Origin of the sequence: Shewanella carassii, from assembly GCF_019670705.1 — a bacterium.
GTDB lineage: Bacteria > Pseudomonadota > Gammaproteobacteria > Enterobacterales > Shewanellaceae > Shewanella > Shewanella carassii.
In genome coordinates, this window is sequence record NZ_AP024618.1 from 3764867 (window position 1) to 3787263 (window position 22397).

19 protein-coding genes are annotated in these 22397 nt (G+C 50.1%); 11 read left to right on the forward strand and 8 right to left on the reverse strand.

Annotation, left to right across the window (positions count from 1 at the left end):
* The first annotated feature begins 171 nt into the window (after positions 1-171).
* The 4 genes from K5621_RS16930 to K5621_RS16945 all read left to right on the forward strand — a co-directional run bounded on the left by K5621_RS16930 (position 172) and on the right by K5621_RS16945 (position 4717).
* On the forward strand, positions 172-1686 hold the full coding sequence (locus K5621_RS16930) for a coiled-coil domain-containing protein (protein ID WP_221049848.1): 1515 nt from the start codon (positions 172-174) through the stop codon (positions 1684-1686).
* A gap of 360 nt (positions 1687-2046) precedes the next feature.
* The gene (locus K5621_RS16935; RefSeq protein ID WP_221049849.1) at positions 2047-2667 is read left to right on the forward strand and encodes a hypothetical protein; all 621 of its coding nucleotides are present in this window, start codon (positions 2047-2049) and stop codon (positions 2665-2667) included.
* 381 nt (positions 2668-3048) lie between these two features.
* Complete coding sequence (locus K5621_RS16940) at positions 3049-3351, forward strand: hypothetical protein (RefSeq protein WP_221049850.1); 303 nt, start codon at positions 3049-3051, stop codon at positions 3349-3351.
* Positions 3352-4234: 883 nt separating this feature from the next.
* Positions 4235-4717 carry a hypothetical protein gene (locus K5621_RS16945; protein WP_221049851.1) on the forward strand — a complete coding sequence of 161 codons (483 nt, stop codon included), beginning with the start codon at positions 4235-4237 and terminating at the stop codon, positions 4715-4717.
* Positions 4718-4943: 226 nt separating this feature from the next.
* On the opposite strand, the gene K5621_RS16950 is transcribed toward K5621_RS16945, so the two are convergent.
* From K5621_RS16950 to K5621_RS16960, 3 genes are all read right to left on the reverse strand, one after another.
* Positions 4944-6019, reverse strand: a protein-coding gene (locus K5621_RS16950) for an IS3 family transposase (RefSeq protein ID WP_221049852.1) whose coding sequence is annotated in 2 segments (ribosomal slippage) — positions 4944-5770 and positions 5770-6019 — 1077 coding nt in all. Because the reading frame shifts where the segments join, the coding sequence is not laid out codon by codon here.
* A 613-nt stretch (positions 6020-6632) separates the two neighbouring features.
* Positions 6633-8273, reverse strand: coding sequence for a chaperonin GroEL (gene groL / locus K5621_RS16955; protein ID WP_039033505.1), 1641 nt, complete (start codon positions 8271-8273; stop codon positions 6633-6635).
* Positions 8274-8331: 58 nt separating this feature from the next.
* Complete coding sequence (locus K5621_RS16960) at positions 8332-8622, reverse strand: co-chaperone GroES (protein WP_025010152.1); 291 nt, start codon at positions 8620-8622, stop codon at positions 8332-8334.
* Between the two features lie 249 nt (positions 8623-8871).
* Here K5621_RS16960 and K5621_RS16965 point away from each other — a divergent pair, with 249 nt between their 5' ends.
* Positions 8872-10236 carry an MATE family efflux transporter gene (locus K5621_RS16965; RefSeq protein ID WP_221049853.1) on the forward strand — a complete coding sequence of 455 codons (1365 nt, stop codon included), beginning with the start codon at positions 8872-8874 and terminating at the stop codon, positions 10234-10236.
* 220 nt (positions 10237-10456) lie between these two features.
* On the opposite strand, the gene K5621_RS16970 is transcribed toward K5621_RS16965, so the two are convergent.
* Positions 10457-11065: an FxsA family protein gene (locus K5621_RS16970; protein WP_221049854.1), complete on the reverse strand. Its 609-nt coding sequence runs from the start codon at positions 11063-11065 to the stop codon at positions 10457-10459.
* 200 nt (positions 11066-11265) lie between these two features.
* Here K5621_RS16970 and cutA point away from each other — a divergent pair, with 200 nt between their 5' ends.
* The 6 genes from cutA (at position 11266) to K5621_RS17000 (ending at position 17994) form a co-directional block, all read left to right on the forward strand.
* Positions 11266-11598 (forward strand): divalent-cation tolerance protein CutA, encoded by a 333-nt coding sequence (cutA, locus tag K5621_RS16975; protein WP_221049855.1) that lies wholly within the window; start codon positions 11266-11268, stop codon positions 11596-11598.
* Positions 11595-13406, forward strand: a complete 1812-nt coding sequence (locus K5621_RS16980; protein ID WP_221049856.1) for a protein-disulfide reductase DsbD — start codon at positions 11595-11597, stop codon at positions 13404-13406. Before cutA ends, K5621_RS16980 begins: the two co-directional genes overlap by 4 nt.
* Before the next feature lie 127 nt (positions 13407-13533).
* Positions 13534-15153 carry a cation:proton antiporter family protein gene (locus tag K5621_RS16985; protein ID WP_100144689.1) on the forward strand — a complete coding sequence of 540 codons (1620 nt, stop codon included), beginning with the start codon at positions 13534-13536 and terminating at the stop codon, positions 15151-15153.
* Between the two features lie 230 nt (positions 15154-15383).
* Positions 15384-16535: a galactokinase gene (galK, locus tag K5621_RS16990; protein ID WP_144438274.1), complete on the forward strand. Its 1152-nt coding sequence runs from the start codon at positions 15384-15386 to the stop codon at positions 16533-16535.
* A gap of 32 nt (positions 16536-16567) precedes the next feature.
* Entirely contained in the window at positions 16568-17599 is a 1032-nt protein-coding gene (locus tag K5621_RS16995) for an aldose epimerase family protein (protein WP_221049857.1), read from the forward strand.
* Positions 17596-17994, forward strand: coding sequence for a DUF2391 family protein (locus tag K5621_RS17000; protein WP_100144685.1), 399 nt, complete (start codon positions 17596-17598; stop codon positions 17992-17994). The genes K5621_RS16995 and K5621_RS17000 overlap by 4 nt, the downstream gene beginning before the upstream one ends.
* Before the next feature lie 886 nt (positions 17995-18880).
* Here the strand turns inward: K5621_RS17000 and K5621_RS17005 are convergent.
* The 4 genes from K5621_RS17005 to yedE form a co-directional block, all read right to left on the reverse strand.
* On the reverse strand, positions 18881-19285 hold the full coding sequence (locus K5621_RS17005; protein ID WP_100144683.1) for a hypothetical protein: 405 nt from the start codon (positions 19283-19285) through the stop codon (positions 18881-18883).
* A 365-nt stretch (positions 19286-19650) separates the two neighbouring features.
* Positions 19651-20631: an NAD(P)H-quinone oxidoreductase gene (locus tag K5621_RS17010; protein WP_221049858.1), complete on the reverse strand. Its 981-nt coding sequence runs from the start codon at positions 20629-20631 to the stop codon at positions 19651-19653.
* 243 nt (positions 20632-20874) lie between these two features.
* Positions 20875-21108 carry a sulfurtransferase-like selenium metabolism protein YedF gene (gene yedF / locus K5621_RS17015; protein WP_025010175.1) on the reverse strand — a complete coding sequence of 78 codons (234 nt, stop codon included), beginning with the start codon at positions 21106-21108 and terminating at the stop codon, positions 20875-20877.
* Positions 21108-22322, reverse strand: coding sequence for a selenium metabolism membrane protein YedE/FdhT (gene yedE, locus K5621_RS17020; RefSeq protein WP_221049859.1), 1215 nt, complete (start codon positions 22320-22322; stop codon positions 21108-21110). The genes yedF and yedE overlap by 1 nt, the downstream gene beginning before the upstream one ends.
* Positions 22323-22397: the final 75 nt, after the last annotated feature.

The window sequence follows — 22397 nt, forward strand, 5'->3', positions numbered from 1 at the left end:
CTGAAACCTTTGGCCATAGTGTTTAGTGAAATAGTTGTGGGTGTCCCCCACTCTTTTTCTCAATTTAAAATATAAGTTGATAAAATTGACTTTTTAACAACGGTCAATTTATATATAAGAAAGTAAACCAAGCCATTTATTTTCAAAGCCTAATAAAACTGAGAGGAAAAAATGATGTATGGGAGTGAAAAGAACAATTCCAACGAAATTGGCTTGTTGTGGAAAAGATTAGTTCCATTAGAAAAACAAATTGAAGATTTATTATCATCTCAAGATACATTTCAAGAAAAAATAAAAATTCTAGATGAAAAAGTAAAAAGACCATCTGAGAGCCAAGAAGAAGCTCAGAAAGCATCAAGATCTATCGCTCAGTACAAAGGGAAAATACAGAGAACAAAAGTAGAAGTCGATGAAGTTATTGTAAAGCTCACAGAAAACCTTGAGCAATCCAACAGTCTTCTTGAAGAGATTAAGCAAAGCGCATCAAAGCTTGATGAGAAGATTTTGAAATATGACCAAACATTTAGTAGTTGCAATAACTTCTTTGTTGAAGTATCAGAAAAACACGATAGAGTAATTGAAAGAATTAATGAGACTGTAGAGTTATTAGATGAAAACAATGAGCTGCCAGATAGACTGGACGAAACTCATGACTTGATAGAAAAACTTCTTGAGGCTGATTCAAAGTCCCAAGGAATATTAAGAAATATAGCAACTCATCATACAAAAGTTAGAGAGTTAAGAGATGAAATAGTCGGTTATGAAGCTGAAAACGAGGACGGTGAGATAGAAAGAATAGACGGGCTAAAGGATGAATTAGAATCAACTTACTCCATACTAAGCCAAAAAATTGATGACTTAAACACCAATCTTATTCAGCTAAAAAGAGATGCAAGTGATAACTATAATAACTTGCTAAACCAGTCCGACATAGATATTAAAAATAAGCTCAGCAACCAAGAGGAACAATATAATGATGTTTACCAAAGAATAACTGATCTTCTACCAGCTGCTCTAACTGCAGGTCTGAGTGCTGCTTACAATGAAAAAGTTGAATCAGAAGAAAAAGAAATAACAAAGCACAGTGCTGCATTTGAAAAGGCAATAAAATGGCTTGTTGCTATTTCTATAATACCATTTATAACTGATCTTTATTTATTAGTATTTATGAAACAAGATTTAGTTTCAGTGATAGCAGAAACTCCAAAGCTTATCCTATCAATATTACCTTTATATTTCCCTGTATTATGGATGGCATATTCTTCTAATAAGAAAATGAACTTATCCAAAAGGTTAATAGAAGAATACACTCATAAAGGGGTTCTTAGTAAAACCTTCGAAGGATTATCCACACAAATTCAGGAGATTAATGATGACAATAGTTCTAGCGAGTTAAGAGTTAAACTTTTATTCAACCTACTACACGTAAATTCAGAAAACCCTGGAAAATTAATATCAAATTATAAAACAACTGATCATCCGCTCATGGATGCACTTGAGAAAAGCGTAAAACTAGCAGATGCCATAGACAAACTAAAGAATATTCCAGGTCTAACAAAATTGGCAGCAAAATTAGAAAAAGAGTCTAATGACATCCTAAAAGATACAGATGATAGAATAACAAAAGCATTTGAAACACTAGAAAATATTGCAGAAAAAGATAATGCTGGAAGCAAAATTGCCTAGAAAAGTCAGGACACCCACAACACTTTTGCTGTATGGAGTCTACAGGGACCTATCTATTAGTAAGAGGGCGACGAGCCGAAAAGTAGAGCCCGCAGCCCTATCCAAACCCAATAAGAACAATGGCTTTGGTTTTACAATCACGAAAGGCCACACAAAGCCAACCATGGGCGACCACCTTTAATGGTCGCTTAACCTCTACTTTTAACTGCGGTTAAAAAGGAGAGGATTACCCTAACTATGAAAGAAATTTTCTCAACCAAAGAAATAAAAGTTAAATTTGCACAGAAGCATATAGAAATGACAACAAAATTTCACCACCAAAATGGATCTGTGAAATTATAGACTGGATTAAATGAAACTATGGAACCAGAGATAGTACTAAGACTTGCAACTGCTGTACTTGGAATATTTGGTGCTGCTAAAATAGTATACGATTTTTCATTAGGAAGTAGGGCAAAGTTAAGAGAAGAGTATAGATTTGCCAAGGAGTTTTTTAACGATCTTAACCAAAAACCAAAACCTCACCCATTTGTTATTGAAAAAGGATATTTAGCAATTGCAAGAACAGACTTGATTAGTGAGAAGGAAATAGACTATATCCTTTCACTGGAGAATCCTAGTCATAGTCTTAAAGCCTATATACTTTCGAGAAAATACTTATCTCATCTAGATGAAATAAAAGGGAACAAAATAGAATTCTCAGAAAAATACAAGAATAGATGGTCAAGAACATGGCGAAAAGCTATTTACATCACACTTTATATAATATTTGGTTCCTTATCCATGTCTCCACTTATATTCAATCAGTACTTAGAAAGTGAAACAAATGAAATCATATATTTATCAGTAATTACATTACCAGCTTTTGGCTGGATAGCTCTTAAAAACATTTACTCATTCACAAAGATATACAGAGCAGAAAAATTAGTAGATAACCAAAAAAAGCATACCAACCTCATCTCGTCGCCATCGAATAAATGAGAAATTCACAAAAGCCAATAAAATTAACAAATTAAGTGTGCACACAAAAGAGTGAGAAAAGAGTGAGGACAGCCAAAAGAGTGAGGACAGCCACAACACTTCACCCGCAGATTGCACCAAATCACCCGGCATATGCGCATCAGTGACCGTCGCCAACATGGATGTTGGCGCCGAGCTTACAAGGATGTATTCACAGCGTGTCACTTAGGTGCATATGCATAAGGCCTGCGGCAGGCAATGAGTTGCACAATCAGCCGGAAGCCATTGCAAACCCAAACCACTCCCCCGCCCTCGGCAGAAACCGCTGAAACGGAAGGAAAAAGTGAGGACAGCCATAACACTTCATTGATGATATGATTATAAAGTTGGATGGAGAACAAGGTGATGCTTAATTTTAATGAATTTGAAGGTACGTTTTGCGATCTGACTGAACCTGGATACTATGCTATTGAAAAGAATGAAACTGAGATAATTAAGATTCCTCGACTAGAGGTGATTGATAGAGTCTTACAATGCGACTTTGAAATTTTAGAGTCTGGTTTTTCGAATGAAGATATTACAGATCTAGTTTTCATCGTTTTGTTAAAAGGTTTTTGCCAAGATTATTATTTAGAAAAGGCTGATTTTGTGAAATTACAGAATCAAAAAAATGGTGAAAACTGGCAGTTAGCGAATATAAGTTAATGTTCCAAACAGGCCTTGTTGATCAAATCAAAAGAAGGATGATCGCTCTCCCACCCGCCAGGGTGGGATTCCACATTCAATATGCTTAAATATCATTCAACTTTAATAGTTCTACGTACAGAGAGTGAGGACAGCCAAAGCACTTCACCCACAGATTGCACCAAATCACCCGGCATATGCGCATCAGTGACCGTCGCCAACATGGATGTTGGCGCCGAGCTTACAAGGATGTATTCACAGCGTGTCACTGAGGTGCATATGCATAAGGCCTGCGGCAGGCAATGAGTGGCACAATCAGCCGGAAGCCACTCCAAATCCAAACCACTCCCCCGCCCTCGGCAGAAACCGCTGAAATGGAAAAGGCCCGCGTTCGAAGCACGGGCCTTTTTTCCTTTTCGGAATAAGCAAAAAAGAAAGAGTGAGGACAGCCACAACACTTCACCCGCAGATTGCACCAAATCACCCGGCATATGCGCATCAGTGACCGTCGCCAACATGGATGTTGGCGCCGAGCTTACAAGGATGTATTCACAGCGTGTCACTAAGGTGCATATGCATAAGGCCTGCGGCAGGCAATGAGTTGCACAATCAGCCGGAAGCCATTCCAAATCCAAACAAGTAAAGTCAGGACACCCACAACACTTTTGCTGTGTGGAGTCTACAGGGATCTATCTATTAGTAAGAGGGCGACAAGCCTGCAGCCCTCTGGTGGGACTCGTCCTGCTGGGCCAGGAGATTCGGCACCTCCAGGCAGTCAGATCGGTGAAAATGGAATCTTTGGAAGGCCAGAAAATAGAAGAAGTGGCTCAAGTATTGACATTCCTGCTAATGGCGACAAACCTCATGAGACATTGCATTACCCATCAAAAGAGCAGAATAAACAATGAAATACTTAAAGTTTAGTACTGGTGATGTTTCACTGAACATTATAAAACACATTCTTTTGAACAATAGAGTGATTGGGTATGGTGTCCCAACATCACAGAACTTATCTTGTGCTTGGATATTTAACCTTTATTTTGAAGGTTTTGATAAAACTCTCAGTTTTTCATCAGATGTTGCGAGTTCTACAGGATGGAAAGAATATGGGTATTTAAGAATGGACTTGAAGCCAGTTGAAAGTAATAAAGAATTAATTACATATGTGGATATTGAGCCGATAGATATTTCATCGCTTGATATTCTAATAAATGAAGAAGATGACATAATTGCTGAATGCGGACTTATCTTAATTGAAGAAAATAAAAGATGGGTTGTGATATCAACTTCCCCAGCACCCGGAGCGGTTTCTGTTAAAGCGGACTTTAACACTGTAGGATATAAGCCGGAAATATTGTTGGAGCAGTGCAGCATAAAGAGAATTTGATTTTCATGAAAGAGTGAGGACAGCCAAAACACTTCACCCGCAGATTGCACCAAATCACCCGGCATATGCGCATCAGTGACCGTCGCCAACATGGATGTTGGCGCCGAGCTTACAAGGATGTATTCACAGCGTGTCACTGAGGCGCATATGCATAAAGGCCTGCGGCTGGCAATGAGTTTGACCTTTCCCCGAGATTAGTACCAATCTCTTGATGAGATTTTCCAGCTTATGCTGCTTGCTTGGCATACGCAACAGGCGGCATATAGTTCAGTGAACTATGAGGGCGAACATGGTTGTAGTGTTCACGCCATAGCTCGATTTCGTATCTGGCTTCGTCTAAGGTTCTGAACCAATGCTGATTCAGACATTCATTCCTGAATTTGCCATTCAGGCTTTCCACAAAGGCATTTTGCGTCGGCTTTCCTGGTTGGATAAAGCCCAGTGTGACGCCCGTTTCCTTACTCCAGAAGAACATTGCCTTGCTGGTAAATTCTGTCCCATTGTCGCAAGTAACCTTCTTGGGTTTGCCTCGCTCTTCCATCAATTGGTCCAAGAATCTGGCGACCTGCCTACCACTAATGGCCACAGAGACTAATTGACCAACCATTTCCCGCGAATAATCATCCACGACATTCAGTACCCGAAAGCGGCGACCATTGCTGAGTTGGTCTGACACAAAGTCCATCGACCAACGTTGATTGGGGGCTGTTGGCACCTCTATAGGCTGCCTTGGCCGGGTTAGCTTCTTGCGTTTCTTCGTCCTGACCTGCAAGCCTTCCTCCGTGTAGAGCCGATAGGTTTGTTTGCGGTTTTTGACCCAGCCTTCACCCCTGAGCAAACCATGCAGCATCAGATACCCGTAGCGAGGATATTGCGTCGCCAGCGCCTTCAGTCGCTGTCTGAGCCCATTGTCTGGCTTTGTCCTGGATTGATAGCGATATGCAGTCCGGCTAAGCCCTGCCAGCTTACAGGCTACTCGCTCACTTAGGCTGAATCCCTCAATCAGGTGTTGAACAACAGGCTTTTTGGCCGCTGGCGTTACCACTTTTTTGACAGCACATCCTTCATTGCTTCGACTTCCAGCATCTTGTCGGCTAACATCTTTTTGAGCTTGTTGTTCTCCGCTTCCAACTCCCTCAGCCGCTTCGCTTCGTTCACTTCCAGCCCGGCATACTTGCTGCGCCAGTTATAGAAAGTGCCCGTGGATATGCCCATTTCACGGCAAATGTCATCGACTTTTGCCCCTGCCTCATGTTGTTTGATGGCCTTGATGATTTGTTCTTCGGTGTAACGTTTCTTCATGTTGAGATCTCCATTGGCTCTAGTGTATTGGAAATCTCATCAATGTCATGGTCTTAAATTCGGGGGAAAGGTCAAGTTGCACAATCAGCCGGAAGCCATTCCAAACCCAAACCACTCCCCCGCCCTTGGCAGAAACCGCTGAAACGGAAGGAAAGAGTAAGGACAGCCATAACACTTCACCCGCAGATTGCACCAAATCACCCGGCATATGCGCATCAGTGACCGTCGCCAACATGGATGTTGGCGCCGAGCTTACAAGGATGTATTCACAGCGTGTCACTGAGGTGCATATGCATAAGGCCTGCGGCGGCAGGCAATGAGTGGCACAATCAGCCGGAAGCCATTGCAAACCCAAACCACTCCCCCGCCCTCGGCAGAAACCACAGAAATGGAAAAGGCCCGCGTTCGAGGCGCGGGCCTTTTCCTTTCTCGGAATAAGCAAAAGCCCCAATACTGTTAAGTATCGGGGCTTTTTTTAAGGTGCTGAGCTTAAGACCGACATTGCGTCTAGCGCAGGAAAAATCGTTTTAGAGCCAGGCATCGTGCCGCGACGTTTAGTGAACTAAACGAGTGGCAAGATAACGCCGCTATAGACGATTTTAACCAGCTAGAATTACATCATGCCGCCCATTCCGCCCATACCACCCATACCGCCCATATCAGGCGCAGCCTCTTCCTTTGGCAGCTCGGCTACCATGGCTTCGGTGGTGATCATCAGACCGGCTACAGAGGCCGCGAACTGCAGCGCAGAGCGAGTAACCTTGGTTGGATCCAGGATACCCATTTCCAGCATGTCGCCGTAAGTGTCGTTACCGGCGTTATAACCATAGTTACCGCTGCCGTTCTTGACGTTGTTGGCGACAACAGAGGCTTCTTCACCTGCGTTGGTAGCGATCTGGCGCAGTGGGGCTTCCATGGCGCGCAGGGCGATAACCACACCGTGCTTCTGATCTTCGTTGCTCACGTCCAGCTCACCAATCTTGGAGGCAACGCGAACCAGGGCAACACCGCCCCCAGGAACCACACCTTCTTCAACGGCGGCGCGGGTAGCGTGCAGCGCATCTTCAACGCGGGCTTTCTTCTCTTTCATTTCCACTTCGGTAGCGGCACCGACTTTGATTACCGCAACACCGCCGGCCAGCTTGGCCATACGCTCTTGCAGTTTTTCTTTGTCGTAGTCGGAAGTCGATTCTTCAACCTGCTGCTTGATCTGGGCAACACGGGCTTGAATTTGCGACTCTTCACCGCTGCCATCGATGATGGTGGTGTTGTCTTTGGTGATAACCACGCGCTTGGCGGTACCCAGGTCTTCCAGAGTGGCTTTCTCCAGCTCCAGGCCGATCTCTTCGGCGATAACAGTACCACCGGTCAGGATAGCGATATCCTGCAGCATGGCCTTGCGACGGTCACCGAAACCAGGCGCCTTAACGGCAGCCACTTTAACGATACCGCGCATGTTGTTGACAACCAGAGTCGCCAGGGCTTCGCCTTCAACGTCTTCGGCAACGATCAGCAGAGGCTTGCCAGTCTTGGCCAGGCCTTCGAGGATAGGCAGCAGCTCACGGATGTTGGAGATCTTCTTGTCAACCAGCAGGATGAATGGGTTGTCCAGTTCAACAGAGCCGGTTTCAGCCTTGTTGATGAAGTAAGGAGACAGGTAACCGCGGTCGAACTGCATACCTTCAACTACGTCCAGTTCGTTTTCCAGCGCCTGACCTTCTTCAACTGTGATCACGCCTTCTTTGCCCACTTTTTCCATCGCGGTGGCGATGATTTCACCGATAGACTCATCAGAGTTGGCAGAGATGGTACCTACCTGAGCGATAGACTTGGAGTCGGAGCAATCCTGAGACAGGGCTTTCAGCTCGGCAACGGCGGCGATTACAGCCTTGTCGATACCGCGCTTCAGATCCATTGGGTTCATACCGGCGGCAACGGCCTTCAGACCTTCGGTCACGATAGCCTGAGCCAGTACTGTGGCGGTAGTGGTACCGTCACCTGCAGCGTCGTTGGCCTTGGAAGCAACTTCCTTAACCATTTGCGCGCCCATGTTTTCAAACTTGTCTTCCAGTTCAATCTCTTTAGCAACGGAAACACCGTCTTTGGTGATCAGTGGTGCGCCGAAGCTCTTGTCCAGAACGACGTTACGGCCTTTAGGGCCCAGAGTGACTTTAACTGCGTTAGCCAGAACATTCACGCCCGCCAGCATTTTTACGCGAGCGTCATTGCCAAATTTTACTTCTTTAGCTGCCATGTTGATTATCCTTAAATTTTTCGATTACTTTGGAAGGTCTTTAATGGTTGTGAGTGGTTTATTCCACTACGGCCATCAGGTCAGCTTCTGACAGGATCAGGACTTCTTCACCGTCAATCTTCTCTTTCTTGACACCGTAACCTTCGTTGAAGATCACTACGTCACCTACCTTCACGTCCAATGGCTTAATGTCACCGTTTTCGAGGATGCGGCCATTGCCAACAGCCAGTACTTCACCACGGGTAGACTTTTCGGCTGCGCTGCCGGTCAGTACGATGCCACCGGCCGAAGTGCTTTCAACTTCCAGGCGTTTGACGATCACGCGGTCATGTAATGGACGAATATTCATCTATGGATTCTCCTAATGATTTTTGCCCAATATGAGGCGGTTCATGGTTGATGTAAAAGGCGGCCAGGCCAACGGGCTTTAGCCGCATGATGTTGGCTTATATGGGGTCGGTTTCCACACTTCCAAGGGGGCAGGTCAAAATTTTTTGAAAATTTTTGACCCTCGTTTTTTAAAGCCGGGGCAATCCTGTTAGAATCGCGCTTCCGCACGATTTTTCGTCATCCATTTCACGAGAGGCAGATACGGGCCATGAAAGACAGACACGGGCTGCTCAGTCAGCCGATAGGTCGTGTACTGCTTAATATGAGTGTTCCCAACATGTTAGGAATACTCACCGTGCTGGGCTTCAACCTGGTAGACACCTATTTCATCAGCAAGCTGGGCACAGAGGCGCTGGCGGCGATCAGCTTTACCTTCCCAGTGACCCTGGTGGTATCCAGTATTGCCATCGGCATAGGTGCCGGGGTGTCCACCAATCTGGGGCGCCTCATCGGGGGCGGCCACGCTCCCAAGGCCAAGGTGTTTCTGCACGATGCCCTGCTGCTGACTTTTATGCTGACCGCCGGGCTATCCTTGCTGGGCAGTTTATGTATCGACCCGCTGTTTTCCCTGCTCGGCGCCAAAGACGACATACTGCCCTTGGTGCATGACTATATGAACCTCTGGTATCTGGGGGCACCGCTGTTGGTGCTATTGATGGTGGGCAATCAGGGCTTGAGAGCCACCGGCGACACCCGCTCACCGGCGGCAATTTTGTCACTGGCGGCGCTGATTAACCTGATCCTCGACCCGCTGCTGATCTTTGGGATCGGCCCCTTTCCGAGGCTGGAGATCCAAGGGGCGGCAGCCGCCACCCTGCTTTCCTGGTTGGTGGCGCTGTCGCTGTCCAGCTATCTGTTGGTGGTCAAACGCCATATGTTGGTGGCCGCGGGTTGGTGTTTCAGCCGTTTTGCCGATAACTGGAAACAGCTGGCTCATATCGCCCAACCGGCGGCGTTGATGAATCTGATCAACCCTCTGGCCAACGCTGTGATGATGGCGATGTTGGCCAGGATAGATCACGCCGCCGTAGCCGCCTTCGGTGCCGGTACCCGACTGGAGTCTCTGCTGTTGATTGTGGTGATGGGGCTGTCTTCCAGCCTAGTGCCCTTTATCGCCCAGAATCTGGGCGCCGGGCAGAAGGAGCGCGCCCGAGAGGCACTGCTGCGGTCGCTGAAGTTTGTGCTCCTGTTCCAGACCCTGCTGTATATTCCGCTGGCGCTGCTGGCGCCGCAGATTGCCGCCCTGTTCAGTACCGACCCCCAGGTACTGGAATGGCTCAGCTTCTATATTCTGGTGTTGCCTGCCGCTTACGGCCCGCTGGGCGTGGTGATCATAGTGGCCACCTCGCTCAACGCCTACCACAGACCCATGGCCTCGCTGGTACTGAATCTGTGCCGCCTGTTCCTGCTGATGCTGCCACTGGCGGCGCTGGGCGCCTTCCTCGGTGGGGTAAAAGGCCTGATGCTGGCACTGCCGCTGACCAACATACTGATGGGCATAGCCAGCTATTATCTGGCCAGCAATATCAGTGAGCCGCATAAGCTGCACTCCCCCTGCCCCAACGAGGGATAAGCGCTTGGCGACGCTAGAGTGCTGAGAGTATGCACGGCTGTGGTTGCCGCGACAGCATCCTTAAACTGACGCAGCGGTCACTGCTACGACGCCTCATCAAAGTACCGCGATAGCAAATGACACTAGTGATAAATGTTTTCCAGTCAGAGCTGTAAGTTATGAGGTGAGAATGAAAAAAGACCTTCCGAGCGGAAGGTCTTTTTATCAGTGTTTGTGCCGCTCATCGGCTACCGGGCCGCTCATCGTCTTGGTTTTTCGTATCCTGCGACTGAGGGCCGTTTTCACCTCGCTGATGGCTGTTTTCACCTCGCTGATGGCTCTCTTCTTCCAGCTGATGGCTCTCGGGACGCTTATCGGAAGGGTCGGTCTTGCGCTCAAACTCGCCCTCGAACACATCCCCACCCTGACCTCTTTGATGTGGCGGTTCAAAAGGGTTGGCACCGGTTCTGAACTGGGCGCCGGTAACCACCTTGAGTTGCATCCGCTGATAGAAATAACGTGCCAGCGGTGCCCTGGTGATAGGGGTCAGCAGAATAAGGCCGATAAGGTCGGTCACAAACCCCGGAATAAGCAACAGAATACCGGCCATGGCCAGCATCATGCCCTCGACTATCTCTTGCCCCGGCGCTTCACCGATGGCCAACTTTTTCTGTACCGACATCAGGGTACTCAAGCCCTGGCTGCGAACCAGAGAAACACCGACCACCGCGGTGAGGATCACCAATGCCACTGTGTTCCAGCTGCCCAGGACTTCGCCGACCCGGATAAGTACCGAGAGTTCGACGACAGGGATCAGCACAAAGATGATCAACATTATCAGAAATGGCATGTAGGCCTCATTTTTTGCAGTAGTTGAAAACTAAATGGGGATAACCCGGTCTGATTTCAAGTCCGCAGCCGGTTTCAGGTTTGACGCTTAAGCTCACTGTTTCAGCAAAGCCTTAATGCAAGCTTGCGGCAAAACACGTAAAGTAGACGCTCGATTTTAATCCCCTTGGCTTAAGTCAGGTTTAATTTAACCCGCTCATTATGGACATAAAATCTCAACAAGTGCTGCTGGTTTTTTGCAGCTGCCCGGATACCGACAGTGCCAAAAGCCTGGCCGCAACCTTGGTGCGTGAGTCACTGGTGGCCTGTGCTCAGGTGAGCCAGAATGTGGATTCCTTTTATGTCTGGCAGGGCGAGCTTTGCCAAGAGGCCGAAGTCAGCCTGCAGCTCAAGTGTCTGGCCAGCGCTTACCCTAAGCTGGAGCAGAGAATACTCGAACTGCATCCCTACGAAGTACCTGAAATTATTGCTGTGCCCATCAGTCATGGGCTACCCGCCTATCTGGATTGGATAAAAGACAACACTAAACTATGAAAAAAGTACTTACCCTGCTGCTAGGCAGCCTGTTGCTCCTCAGCCCGCTGGTTCAGGCCGATGGGCTCTTTGGCAACAAGCAATTCGATTTTCTCCAGAGTGAACCCGAGCTGATGCCTGTGGATCAGGCCTTCGCCTTCGACTTCAGTCAGCAAGACAATAAGGTCAAGCTCAGTTGGGTAATAGCCGACGGCTATTACATGTACCGTGACAAACTCAAGTTCAGCATAGATGGCGGTGAACTGGGTGAGATAGCCCTGCCTCAGGGCAAAAGCCACATGGATGACTATTTCGGTGAGCAGCAGGTGTACTACTCCTATATCGAAATTCCCCTTGCCATCAAGGAAGCGGCGGCAGGAGCCAAGCTATCTGTCACTTTTATGGGCTGCGCCGAGGGCAAACTCTGTTTTCCGCCCACCACTCGTGACGCTGAACTTAAACCCGTAGCGGCCAATGATGGCATCCTCAACGATGCCGATAAGAGTGCGACAGAGGCGAGTGCAACCACGCCCAAGAGTCAGCCACTGACCCAACAGGACAACCTGCTGGATAAACTGCTCGCCGGCGACAGCACCCTGCTCAACTATCTGACCTTCTTCGTGTTGGGAATAGGACTGGCGCTGACACCTTGTGTGTTCCCCATGTACCCCATACTGTCGGGGATCATTGTCGGCCAGGGGCAGAAAGTCTCCACCGGTAAGGCCTTTACCCTGTCGATGGCTTATGTGCAGGGGATGGCAATCACCTATTCGCTGCTGGGACTGGTGGTGGCTTCGGCCGGGCTCAAGTACCAAGCGGCACTGCAACACCCGGCGGTACTGATCACCATAGCCGTACTGTTTGTGGTACTCAGTCTGTCTATGTTTGGTCTCTATGAGCTGCGCCTGCCCGCCAGTTGGCAGCAGAAGATGAACAGTCTCTCCAGCAAGCAAAAGGGCGGCAATCTACTGGGCGTATTTGTCATGGGGGTGCTTTCGGGCCTGGTGGCATCGCCCTGCACCACGGCGCCCTTGTCGGCGGTACTCGTGTACGTGGCGCAAACCGGCGATCTGCTACAGGGCTTTTTGACCCTCTATATTCTCAGTATGGGCATGGGTCTGCCGCTGCTGCTGATAGGAACCTCTGGCGGTAAACTGCTGCCGCGGGCAGGAGCCTGGATGAACATCATCAAGCATGTATTCGGTTTCCTGCTGGTGGCCGTATCCATCATAATGCTGGGTCGTATCTGGCCAGGATTGGTGTCGGATCTCATGTGGTCAGTGTGGGCCATCGTCTTTGTCGGCTATCTGATGCACCAGAACAAGCTGAGCCAGTTCAACTGGAAACAGACGGTGCGCAGCGTGATCCTGACCCTGCTGCTGCTGTCGAGCTTCTCCTATGGCTTCCAGGCGGTTATGAGCGCCTTGGGTTACCACTTCATGGGGCAACAGCAAGCCGAGCATCATACCTTCAAGCGGATCAAATCACTTGAGGACTTCCAGGCCGAACTGGCGGCTGCCAAGGCCGCCGGTAAGCCGGTGATGTTGGATCTCTATGCCGATTGGTGTGTGGCCTGTAAGGAGTTTGAGCAGATCACCTTCAAGAATGCCGAGGTTAAACAGCGGATGGAGCAGATGGTGCTACTGCAGGCCGATGTGACCGCCATGGATGAAGCCGATGTTGCCCTGTTGGAAGGATACGATGTGCTGGGGCTGCCGACTCTGTTGTTTATCGATGAACAGGGCCAGCTGAAAAATGAGCTGAGAGTGACAGGTTTCATGGCTCCGAAAGAGTTTGCCGCTCACCTGGACATTCTGCTCAAAAATTAGCACTTTTTGCGCCAACATTTCTGAAAAAGCGAATTTATCAGCAGATAAGTTCGCTTTTTTATTTAAATTTAATGCTCTTCTTATAGAATACTCTTTAAACAGCCAGCCTCCTTCCTGAAAGAGCAAAATGGAACCTGCAATTCTCGTTATTACCCTGGCCTGCGGTATGCTGGTCAACCGCATCAATTTACCACCGCTTATCGGCTATCTGGCCGCAGGCTTTGTGCTCTATACCATGGGCATAGAAAATGAAAGCCTGCCGCTACTCAATGAACTGGCCAGCCTGGGGGTGACCCTGCTGCTGTTTGCCATCGGCCTCAAGTTGGATATCCGCAGCCTGTTCAAGGCCGAAGTCTGGGCTGGCTCCAGCCTACACCTGATGCTGTCTATGGTGATCTTTGTCCCCATACTCAAGCTGCTGGGGCTGGTTGGCCTAGTGCAATTGACCAATCTCAGCGTTGAACAGTTGACCCTGCTGGCCTTTGCCCTGAGCTTTTCCAGTACAGTGTTTGCGGTCAAGGTGCTGGAAGACAAGGGCGATATGCAATCTCTCTACGGCCGAGTCGCCATAGGTATTCTGATCATGCAGGATATCTTTGCGGTATTGTTCCTGACCATTTCCAAGGGCGAGTTCCCGTCGATATGGGCCTTGGCGCTGTTGTTATTGCCGCTGGCCAAGCCGCTGATATACAGGGCCTTTGATAAGGTTGGCCATGGCGAACTCCTGGTACTCTTCGGTCTGGTGATGGCTCTGGTGGTCGGCGCCTGGCTGTTTGAGTCTGTGGGGCTGAAACCAGATCTCGGCGCGCTGATCGTCGGCATACTGCTGGCCGGGCACAAGAAGGCATCCGAGTTGGCCAAGTCGCTGTTCTACTTTAAAGAACTGTTTTTGGTGGCCTTCTTCCTCACCATAGGTCTCAACGGCCTGCCCAGTATGAGCGATATCATGCTGGCGGTACTGCTGGTGACTCTGATCCCGCTGAAAATTCTGCTATTTGTCTATATTCTTACCCGCTTCAAACTGCGCTCACGCACCTCTATGCTGGGCTCATTCAACCTGGGTAACTTCAGTGAGTTCGGTCTGATTGTGGCCGCGGTGGCTACCAGCAAGGGCTGGCTCCCCGCCCAATGGCTGGTGATCATTGCCGTAGCCCTGAGCCTGAGCTTCGTGCTGGCGGCGCCACTCAACGCCATGGTGGGCAACATCTACCAGAAGTATCAGCAGAAGCTGGTCAAGCTCGAGAAACATCCGCTGCATCCGGAAGACAGGCAGATCCCCGTGGGCAATCCGCGCTTCCTTATTCTGGGGATGGGGCGCATTGGCTCCGGCGCCTACGATGAGCTCAAGGCTAGGTTTGATGGCGAGATCCTCGGCATAGAACACAAACAGGAGTTGGTGGATTTCCACCGCGAACAAGGACGCAACGTGGTACAGGGCGATGCCTCGGATACCGACTTCTGGGAAAAGCTCGATCGAGCCCCCGGACTGGAAATGGTGTTGCTGGCCATGCCATATCACATAGGGAACATGTTTGCCGTTGAGCAACTGAAGAAGTTGAACTACAGCGGTAAGATCAGCGCCATAGTGCAGTACAGTGATGATGGCGTGGCGCTGCGCGAATCCGGCGTCCACAGCGTTTATAACCTCTATGAGGCCGCCGGTGCCGGTTTTGTTGAGCATGTCGTCAGCGAACTATTGGCGGCAGAAACCGTCAACGAGCCACCCGCCAAGGAGGCGGTATCCTGAGATTGTCAATGAGTCGCCTCGAAGGCGGCTCTTTCCTTGCAAGCCTCACTCGCTCCGTTCAGGATGAGTGAGGCTTTTTATTTAGAGCCTGCGGATATCACCTCAATCGGCCCCGGGTCACAACCGGAATAAAAATCTCACTTACACCTCAGAGACAGAAATGATATAACTGCAGGAAAGCAGTCATTTATATTGCTGCATAAGCGTTTTTTTGCGGAATCCATAAAAGCATGTCGAATCCTGCCCCCAGCGTTAGCAAACTCTTTGTCAAAACCTTCGGCACCAAGCCGGATGCCCTGTATCAGGCCCCCGGACGGGTCAACCTTATCGGGGAACACACAGACTATAACGATGGTCTGGTGCTACCGGCGGCAATCAACTTTCACACCATAATCGCAGTCAAACGTCGTGACGATGACAAGTTCCGCGCCGTGTCGGGCGCCTTTCCCGGCATTTTTGAATGGCACTATGGCGATGAAGGCAACATGAGCGAGGATGAGGGCTGGGTCAGTTATCTCAAGGGCTTTACCTCGGCCATGGCCCAGAGTGGCCTGCCGGCCCGCGGCCTAGACCTGGCGGTGATCGGCAATGTGCCCGCCAATGCCGGTCTAGCTTCGTCGGCCTCGCTGGAAATCGCCTTTGGTACCGCTATCAATGACACCAGTCAACTGCATCTGTCGCCGCTGGCGATTGCGCAATTGGCGCAGCGAGGCGAAAACCACTATGTCGGCCATAGCTGCGGCATCATGGATCAGATCACCTGTGCCATGGCCGAAGCTGGGTCGGCGCTGCTTATAGATTGCCTGGATCTGGACTGCGAAAGCGTGCCCTTCCCCGAGGATCTCAGCCTGCTGATCATCAATTCCGGCCTCCCCTCCATCGCCCACAGCACAGAGTTTGGCGAACGCCGCTTGCAGTGCGAGCAGGTGGCCGGTCATTTCGGATTGGATACCCTGCGCCACTTGTCACTCAGGGCGCTGCAAAGCGCCGAAGATGAACTGGATCCGGTTGCCTTTCGCCGTGCCCGTCATGTGATCAGTGAAAATCAACGCACCCAGAGCGCCTGCCGCGCCCTGGAGCAGGGCGACATTGCCAGGCTCAGCAAACTGATGGCCGAATCACACCGCTCGATGCGCGATGACTTTGAAATCAGCCATCCAGCGATAGATACCCTGGTGGAATTGATAGCCGAAGTCGTCGGCGAACGCGGCGGAGTGCGAATGACAGGCAAGGGCTTTGGCGGCTGCGTCATCGCCCTGGTGGAACATGAGTTGACCGACAAGGTGATAGCCGCCGTCGAGCAGCAATACCCGGCCAAAACCGAGTTGGAGGCCAGTGTGTACCTATGCAGCCCCAGCGACGGAGCCAGCCGCCTGGACTGAGTTGTAGCCCCAAAGCCAAAAGGAACTAGCAGATGATACGTTTCAGCGCACTCGACAGTTGGGAAGATCCCCGCGGCGGCCAGATAGAAAGGGTCAGAATCGACAATGGCATTCTGGCACTGGAAGTGCTCAGTCTCGGTGGCATTATTCGCTCACTGTGGGCGCCGGATCGCCACGGTGAGCGAACCAATATCGTGCTTGGCTGTGACTCTGCAGCCGATTATCTGGCTCAGAACGCCTGTTTGGGTGCGGCTGTCGGGCGTTACGCCAATCGCATCAAGCAAGGGCAAATCCACGGCCAGGGCAAGACTTTTTCCTTGGATAAAAACTTCAACGGCCACTGCCTGCACGGCGGCCACGAAGGCTTTCATCGGCGCCAGTGGCAACTGGGTACATTGCCTGACGGGGTACGCCTTAGCCTGATCAGCCCGGACGGCGATATGGGTTTTCCCGGTGAATGCCGGGTGCAGCTGGACTATCGTCTGGCGGGCAACAACCTGTTTGTGGAGTTTATGGCTTCAAGTAGCCAAGACTGCCCGGTGAGCCTGACCCAGCACAGCTATTTCAACCTCGATGGCCGAGCGGATATCGCTGAGCATCATCTGCAACTCGATAGTAACAAAGCCCTGGCAACCGATTCCGAAGGCATTCCCAGCGGCATAGTCGATACCCAAGGCAGCCTTTTGGATCTCAGTCAGGGCAAGAAACTCAAGACGCTGCTGGGACAGCCGGAACTGGCCGGCGGTCAAGGGCTGGATCACTGCTTTATCAGTCGGCAACAGAAAGATGAGCTCTGGCGCGTGGGCCGTTTGAGCGCGCCGCTATCGGGTCGCGGCCTGACGCTGTACACCAACCAACCCGGAGTTCAACTTTACACAGGCGCCGGACTCGAAGGCATCAAGGGGCGTAAGGGCCAGGCAATGAAGGCCTGGCAGGGCGTCTGTCTCGAGCCACAAATGCTGCCGAACGGCGCCAATCAGCCACTGCTGCACGGCGATCCCTGGATAACACCCGGACAAATTTATCATCATTTAAGCCGCTACGAGTTCGATACCCAGGGATGAGCAAACTCTATTTCAACGCCGAGGATCTCGGCCAGATCAGCATAGGCGCCTTTGCCTTGTCCGTGCCCATCTCCTTTTCCGAGGAGGCCTGGATGCTGGCGGCCAATCTGCCGATGGTGAATCTGGTGCTGGTGGTGGTATTGAGCCTGAGCTTTATCGCCCTGTTTGCTTATCAGAGTGTGTTTCAGGCCAATATCAAGGCCAGGGTGTGGGTGTTTTGGCTGCGGATCCTGCTGGCTTATGCCCTGACCCTGCTGGTGGTGAGTGTCGTCTTGCTGGCCCTGGATAAATGGCCATTATTGAGCGATCCCTTACTGGCGCTGAAGCGCACCCTGCTGATCGCCATGCCGGCCTCTATGGGCGCCATCATAGTCGATAGCTTCGATAAAGAATAATCGACTGTCACCGGATATTGATTGTCGTATTTCATTGACATCACAATTTAATTTAAACTTCATTATCAATAAAGGCAGAACGGGTTGAATCTATATCATTCGCTCCATATTAGCTTGAATTACTTAGTTTAATTTCTGCCAGTATTTGCTGTAATGAAAAATCTGATAATTATTCGTCTTTAACCCAGCTATTAAATTGTCATACCAAAGCTAAGATCCCATTCCAGTACTGGAACCCAATACAAACCACTGGCGTTCAAGGCGATTAATGGCTATGCGATTATGCACCAAATAATCCATCATCCCTGGAATTTGGAAAACACATCTCTTTTCAAGAGGTATTTTAGATAACTTATTAGAGTCCTGTCGGCAATTCCTTAGGTTCCCACTTCACCATCTTCTAAAATCCCAATGTATTTTCCATTATCAAAGCCATAAGCATCAATCTCATTTTCTACGACTAAAATTGAATATGAATGTACACTTTCATCATTGTGGGTATATAAAGCAGGGAACAGCTGTACCTAATAAAGATCAAAGTATTCCAGTACTTTACTTATTCTGTTTGACAATAATGGTTCGCTTAATGCTGTCATTGCTTCGCTCAGCGGAATAATCTCATTATTATCTGTCCCAGATTCAACCTGAACCTGGCATTTTTAGATAAGTCGGTTATCTAAAAATTAGACAATAACTTTTACTGCTGGAAAGATAAAGGGAAGGCAGCTTTCCAGAGCCACATATCAGTACATAATATTCTTAGTTAATATCTGCTGTCATTATTCTCCAGCTTATAAATCATCGTCTTAAAATTTCAGCGGTCGACTGTCCGGTCACCCGGCAACCGCTTCAGAGAACTGAAGACGGCCGGCCGGGCATAGGGATATCAGTCGTCGAAGCCGTCATCCCAATCGTCGTCGAAATTGTCACCCATGTTGTCACCTTCCACCTCAACTTCAGGTTCCGGCTTGGGCTTACGCGCCGGAGCGCTGTCTTTGACGTTACTCAGATTGATTCGGGCCTGTTGCTTTTGCATAAATTCGCTGCGAGCCGCTTTGAATGCACTACCGAACTCACGCTCGGCAGCCTTGGCTTCTGCCTCACCCAGATCATGCAGGTTGGGTTTAACGATATCTTCCACATATTCAATAATCGCCTTACGTTGAGTATTGAACAGGTAGATACGTCCAGGAGAAGCCTCGGGTAACTGATTGTCATGGACGACGATTGCATTGCCTCGTGCGGTTCTGAGTTCGCCATACCAAACTTGTTTCTTTGCAGTGTTATACATATATGCCAATACCCTTAAATCAACACATACACTAAAGTTTCTTTGGCCAAAGAAGCGCACTACTGCTCACTTTGCCATCTTGGTTTCCACCCCATACAGGCGGGATTTCAAGTGCGTATTCTTACAGAATCTTCCCGATAATCAATGCTACAAACCGTGATTTTTCCAACGAAATAACGATTAATTTATCGAGACTGCACAGTTCTCAATGTTCACAGAGGACTTTAGTCCAAATTTCCAGCAGGGCAAGTTGAATTTTAGGCGCAAACACCTTAAGGCCGCATGTTGCAGCCTTATCGTGACGGTAGAAAAAAGCAGCTGACGCCATCGTCAGCAGTGGCAGGGAGTAGCATGTCAGTAGCTACTTACTTCAGTGTCAGCACCACCTTGCCAGAATGGCTTCCCGACTCCAATAAATGATGTGCCGCAATGCACTCTTCTAGCGGAAACCGGGCAAAGAGATGGGGCTTCAACATGCCTTTATCCAGTAAGGGCCAGACCTTGGCTTTGAGTTCGGCAGCAATCGCCGCCTTGGCCGCGACGCTTTGAGGCCTCAGAGTCGAGCCGGTCCAAACAATACGCTTGGCTATCAAGCGGAAAAGGTCGACTTCGGCCTTGGCACCACGCTGCATGGCAATCGATACCATGCGGCCGTCGCAGGCAAGCAGCTTGAGGTTCTTGTTGACGAAGTCGCCACCGGCCATATCCAGCACCACCTCGACGCCCTTGCCTTGGGTCCAATCCATCACCGCTTCAACAAAGTCTTGTTGCCGATAATCGACCGCCAACTCGGCTCCCAGTTGCCGACACCAGGCACACTTTTCCGGACTGCTGGAAGTCACCAGCACTCTGGCACCAAACGCCTTGGCCAGTGCGATAGCGCTACTGCCAATGCCGCCGGAGCCGCCATGAATGAGCACTGTCTCGCCAAAGCGCAACCCGGCTCGCATAAATAGATTGCTCCATACGGTAAAGAAGGTCTCGGGAATGGCCGCGGCCTCTTCCAGGCTCCAGTCCTTGGGCACAGGCAAACAATGGCTCGCCCAGGTAAGTACATACTCACTGTAACCGCCACCAGGCACCAGGGCACAGACATCTTGCCCATTTTGCCATTGGTCGACCCCCTGCCCCAGCGCGACTATCTCACCGGCTACTTCCAATCCCAGCACCGGAGAAGCATCTGCCGGAGGCGGATAGTTGCCCTTACGCTGTGCTAGATCCGGACCATTGACCCCAGCCGCCGCCACCTTGATCAACACCTGACCCGGGCCGGGAGTGGGGATCTTGGCATCAGCCAAATAGAGCACTTCCGGTTGTCCGGGATTATCAAAAATAACCTGTTTCATTACCGCTCCTTGATGTAGGGAAGAGCCAAACCACAGCTTATATTTGCCTTTAACTCGGTACAGTGCAAATCTGGCATCGAATCATGGCGGCCATTGGCTCACCGCTTTTCGCTGTCGCAATAGTCATACCGCTCTGATGCCCAAATGACAAACTCTCACAGCAACCATCCGTGAAACTCGCATAAAAAAACGCTGCAAAAGCAGCGTCTTTAAACGATTGAACCAGCGGGAATTAATGTTAATTCAGCGCTGGATCAGATAACGGATCGTCGGGCCGTTCTGCTCTATCTCCAGCACCTTGTAGCCGTGGTTCTTGGCATCCAGTGGAATATTGTTGATCGACTGTGGGCAGTCGCTGATCACTTCCAGAATTTCGCCGGGCTTGAGCTGGGGCATGGCCTCCAGAGTGGCAACGGCGGGATATGGACAGGGTTCACCAACCATATCTAATTGATAATCAGGAGTATATTGGCTCATTACGCGGCCTCCGCAGTCAGTTGAGCATCCCGTTTGGCTTTACGGGCAAAGAATTGTTTTTCCCAGGCGAGCATGGCGACAAACGCCAGCCCCAACATCAGATAGGTGGCCAACAAGCCACCCTTGTCCCCCAAGCTGGCAAGCAGGTTGACCTTGTCCCAACTGGTGGCCAGTGGTTCGGCCAAGTCGTCCCAGTAGTAGGCCAGAATAGTGGAGCCGATAACGTTGCCCAGGCCAACCCACCAGAAGTGTACCTGCCCTTCCACGGCGCGGTACATCCAACCGGTTTCACAGCCACCGGCCAGCACTATGCCGAAACCAAACAGCAAGCCACCGATAACCGCATTGGGACCGGCCCACATGATCTTGGGTGAAACCCCTAATTGCACATAGCTGTAAATCCCGATGGCGCTGACCGCCATACCTATGATGATCGCCTTGGCCATATGGGTACGGCCGGTGATCCACATGTCGCGAAATGCCGAGGTAAAACAGATCTGTGCCCGCTCAATCAACAGCCCGAAACCGACCCCGAAGAGCATGGCAATACCTAGCTTGGGCGCATTGAACAGGGTCAGGAGTCCCCAACCGACTATGCCGATAAACACCAGCATGCCGATCCGAAAGCGTCGTCTGGCCTGGTTTTCGTCCTGCTTGACCGAACTAGCCTTGGTGACCTTCTTCAGCGCCACCGGGATGCGAAACATCGGCAGCAAGGTGAACCTGGCACCAAAGTAGGAGCCCGCTGCCGTGGCCAGCGCGAAGAACCAGGCATGCAGCGAGAACTGTGGGATCCCGGTAAAGAAGGCCGCCAGGTTACAACCCATGGCCAAGCGGGCACCGAAGCCGGCGATGATACCGCCAACCAGGGCCTGCATGATACGCACCCGGCTCTGCGGCATTCTGAGCTTGACGTTATTGGCCCATAGCGCCGCGGCGATACAGCCACCGAACATGCCGATAATCATCATGCCATCGATGCGATCCAGCGGCGTACCGGCCAGACCTATCACCTTGAAGTAACCCCAAGTTTCCGGCTCGGCACCGAGCATTTGCAGTAAATGGCCACCCCAGCGGGTGAACTCGCCGGTCACGGCCCAGAAGGTGCCGGTCAGACCAAAATAGTAAGTGGAGAGAATACCGGCGGCGATCACTGCCGGCATGGGGGCCCAGAAACGGACCAGATATTGTTGTTTAAATTGTTGCCATGTCATGTCATTACCCTAATGAACGAGACCTTGTCAAAACGGACACGGGCGTGTCCGTCAACCATTGCAAGTGCGAACAGG

What these genes read in the sequence shown, in the direction of transcription:
- cutA (WP_221049855.1), top strand. Translation starts at nt 11,266, where the DNA reads ATGGACATAAAATCTCAACAAGTGCTGCTGGTTTTTTGCAGCTGCCCG.
- K5621_RS17000 (WP_100144685.1), top strand. Translation starts at nt 17,596, where the DNA reads ATGAGCAAACTCTATTTCAACGCCGAGGATCTCGGCCAGATCAGCATA.
- yedE (WP_221049859.1), bottom strand. Translation starts at nt 22,322, where the DNA reads ATGACATGGCAACAATTTAAACAACAATATCTGGTCCGTTTCTGGGCC.
- K5621_RS16985 (WP_100144689.1), top strand. Translation starts at nt 13,534, where the DNA reads ATGGAACCTGCAATTCTCGTTATTACCCTGGCCTGCGGTATGCTGGTC.
- K5621_RS16995 (WP_221049857.1), top strand. Translation starts at nt 16,568, where the DNA reads ATGATACGTTTCAGCGCACTCGACAGTTGGGAAGATCCCCGCGGCGGC.
- groL (WP_039033505.1), bottom strand. Translation starts at nt 8,273, where the DNA reads ATGGCAGCTAAAGAAGTAAAATTTGGCAATGACGCTCGCGTAAAAATG.
- yedF (WP_025010175.1), bottom strand. Translation starts at nt 21,108, where the DNA reads ATGAGCCAATATACTCCTGATTATCAATTAGATATGGTTGGTGAACCC.
- K5621_RS16945 (WP_221049851.1), top strand. Translation starts at nt 4,235, where the DNA reads ATGAAATACTTAAAGTTTAGTACTGGTGATGTTTCACTGAACATTATA.
- K5621_RS16960 (WP_025010152.1), bottom strand. Translation starts at nt 8,622, where the DNA reads ATGAATATTCGTCCATTACATGACCGCGTGATCGTCAAACGCCTGGAA.
- K5621_RS17010 (WP_221049858.1), bottom strand. Translation starts at nt 20,631, where the DNA reads ATGAAACAGGTTATTTTTGATAATCCCGGACAACCGGAAGTGCTCTAT.
- K5621_RS16970 (WP_221049854.1), bottom strand. Translation starts at nt 11,065, where the DNA reads ATGCCATTTCTGATAATGTTGATCATCTTTGTGCTGATCCCTGTCGTC.
- K5621_RS16980 (WP_221049856.1), top strand. Translation starts at nt 11,595, where the DNA reads ATGAAAAAAGTACTTACCCTGCTGCTAGGCAGCCTGTTGCTCCTCAGC.
- galK (WP_144438274.1), top strand. Translation starts at nt 15,384, where the DNA reads ATGTCGAATCCTGCCCCCAGCGTTAGCAAACTCTTTGTCAAAACCTTC.
- K5621_RS16935 (WP_221049849.1), top strand. Translation starts at nt 2,047, where the DNA reads ATGGAACCAGAGATAGTACTAAGACTTGCAACTGCTGTACTTGGAATA.
- K5621_RS16930 (WP_221049848.1), top strand. Translation starts at nt 172, where the DNA reads ATGATGTATGGGAGTGAAAAGAACAATTCCAACGAAATTGGCTTGTTG.
- K5621_RS17005 (WP_100144683.1), bottom strand. Translation starts at nt 19,285, where the DNA reads ATGTATAACACTGCAAAGAAACAAGTTTGGTATGGCGAACTCAGAACC.
- K5621_RS16965 (WP_221049853.1), top strand. Translation starts at nt 8,872, where the DNA reads ATGAAAGACAGACACGGGCTGCTCAGTCAGCCGATAGGTCGTGTACTG.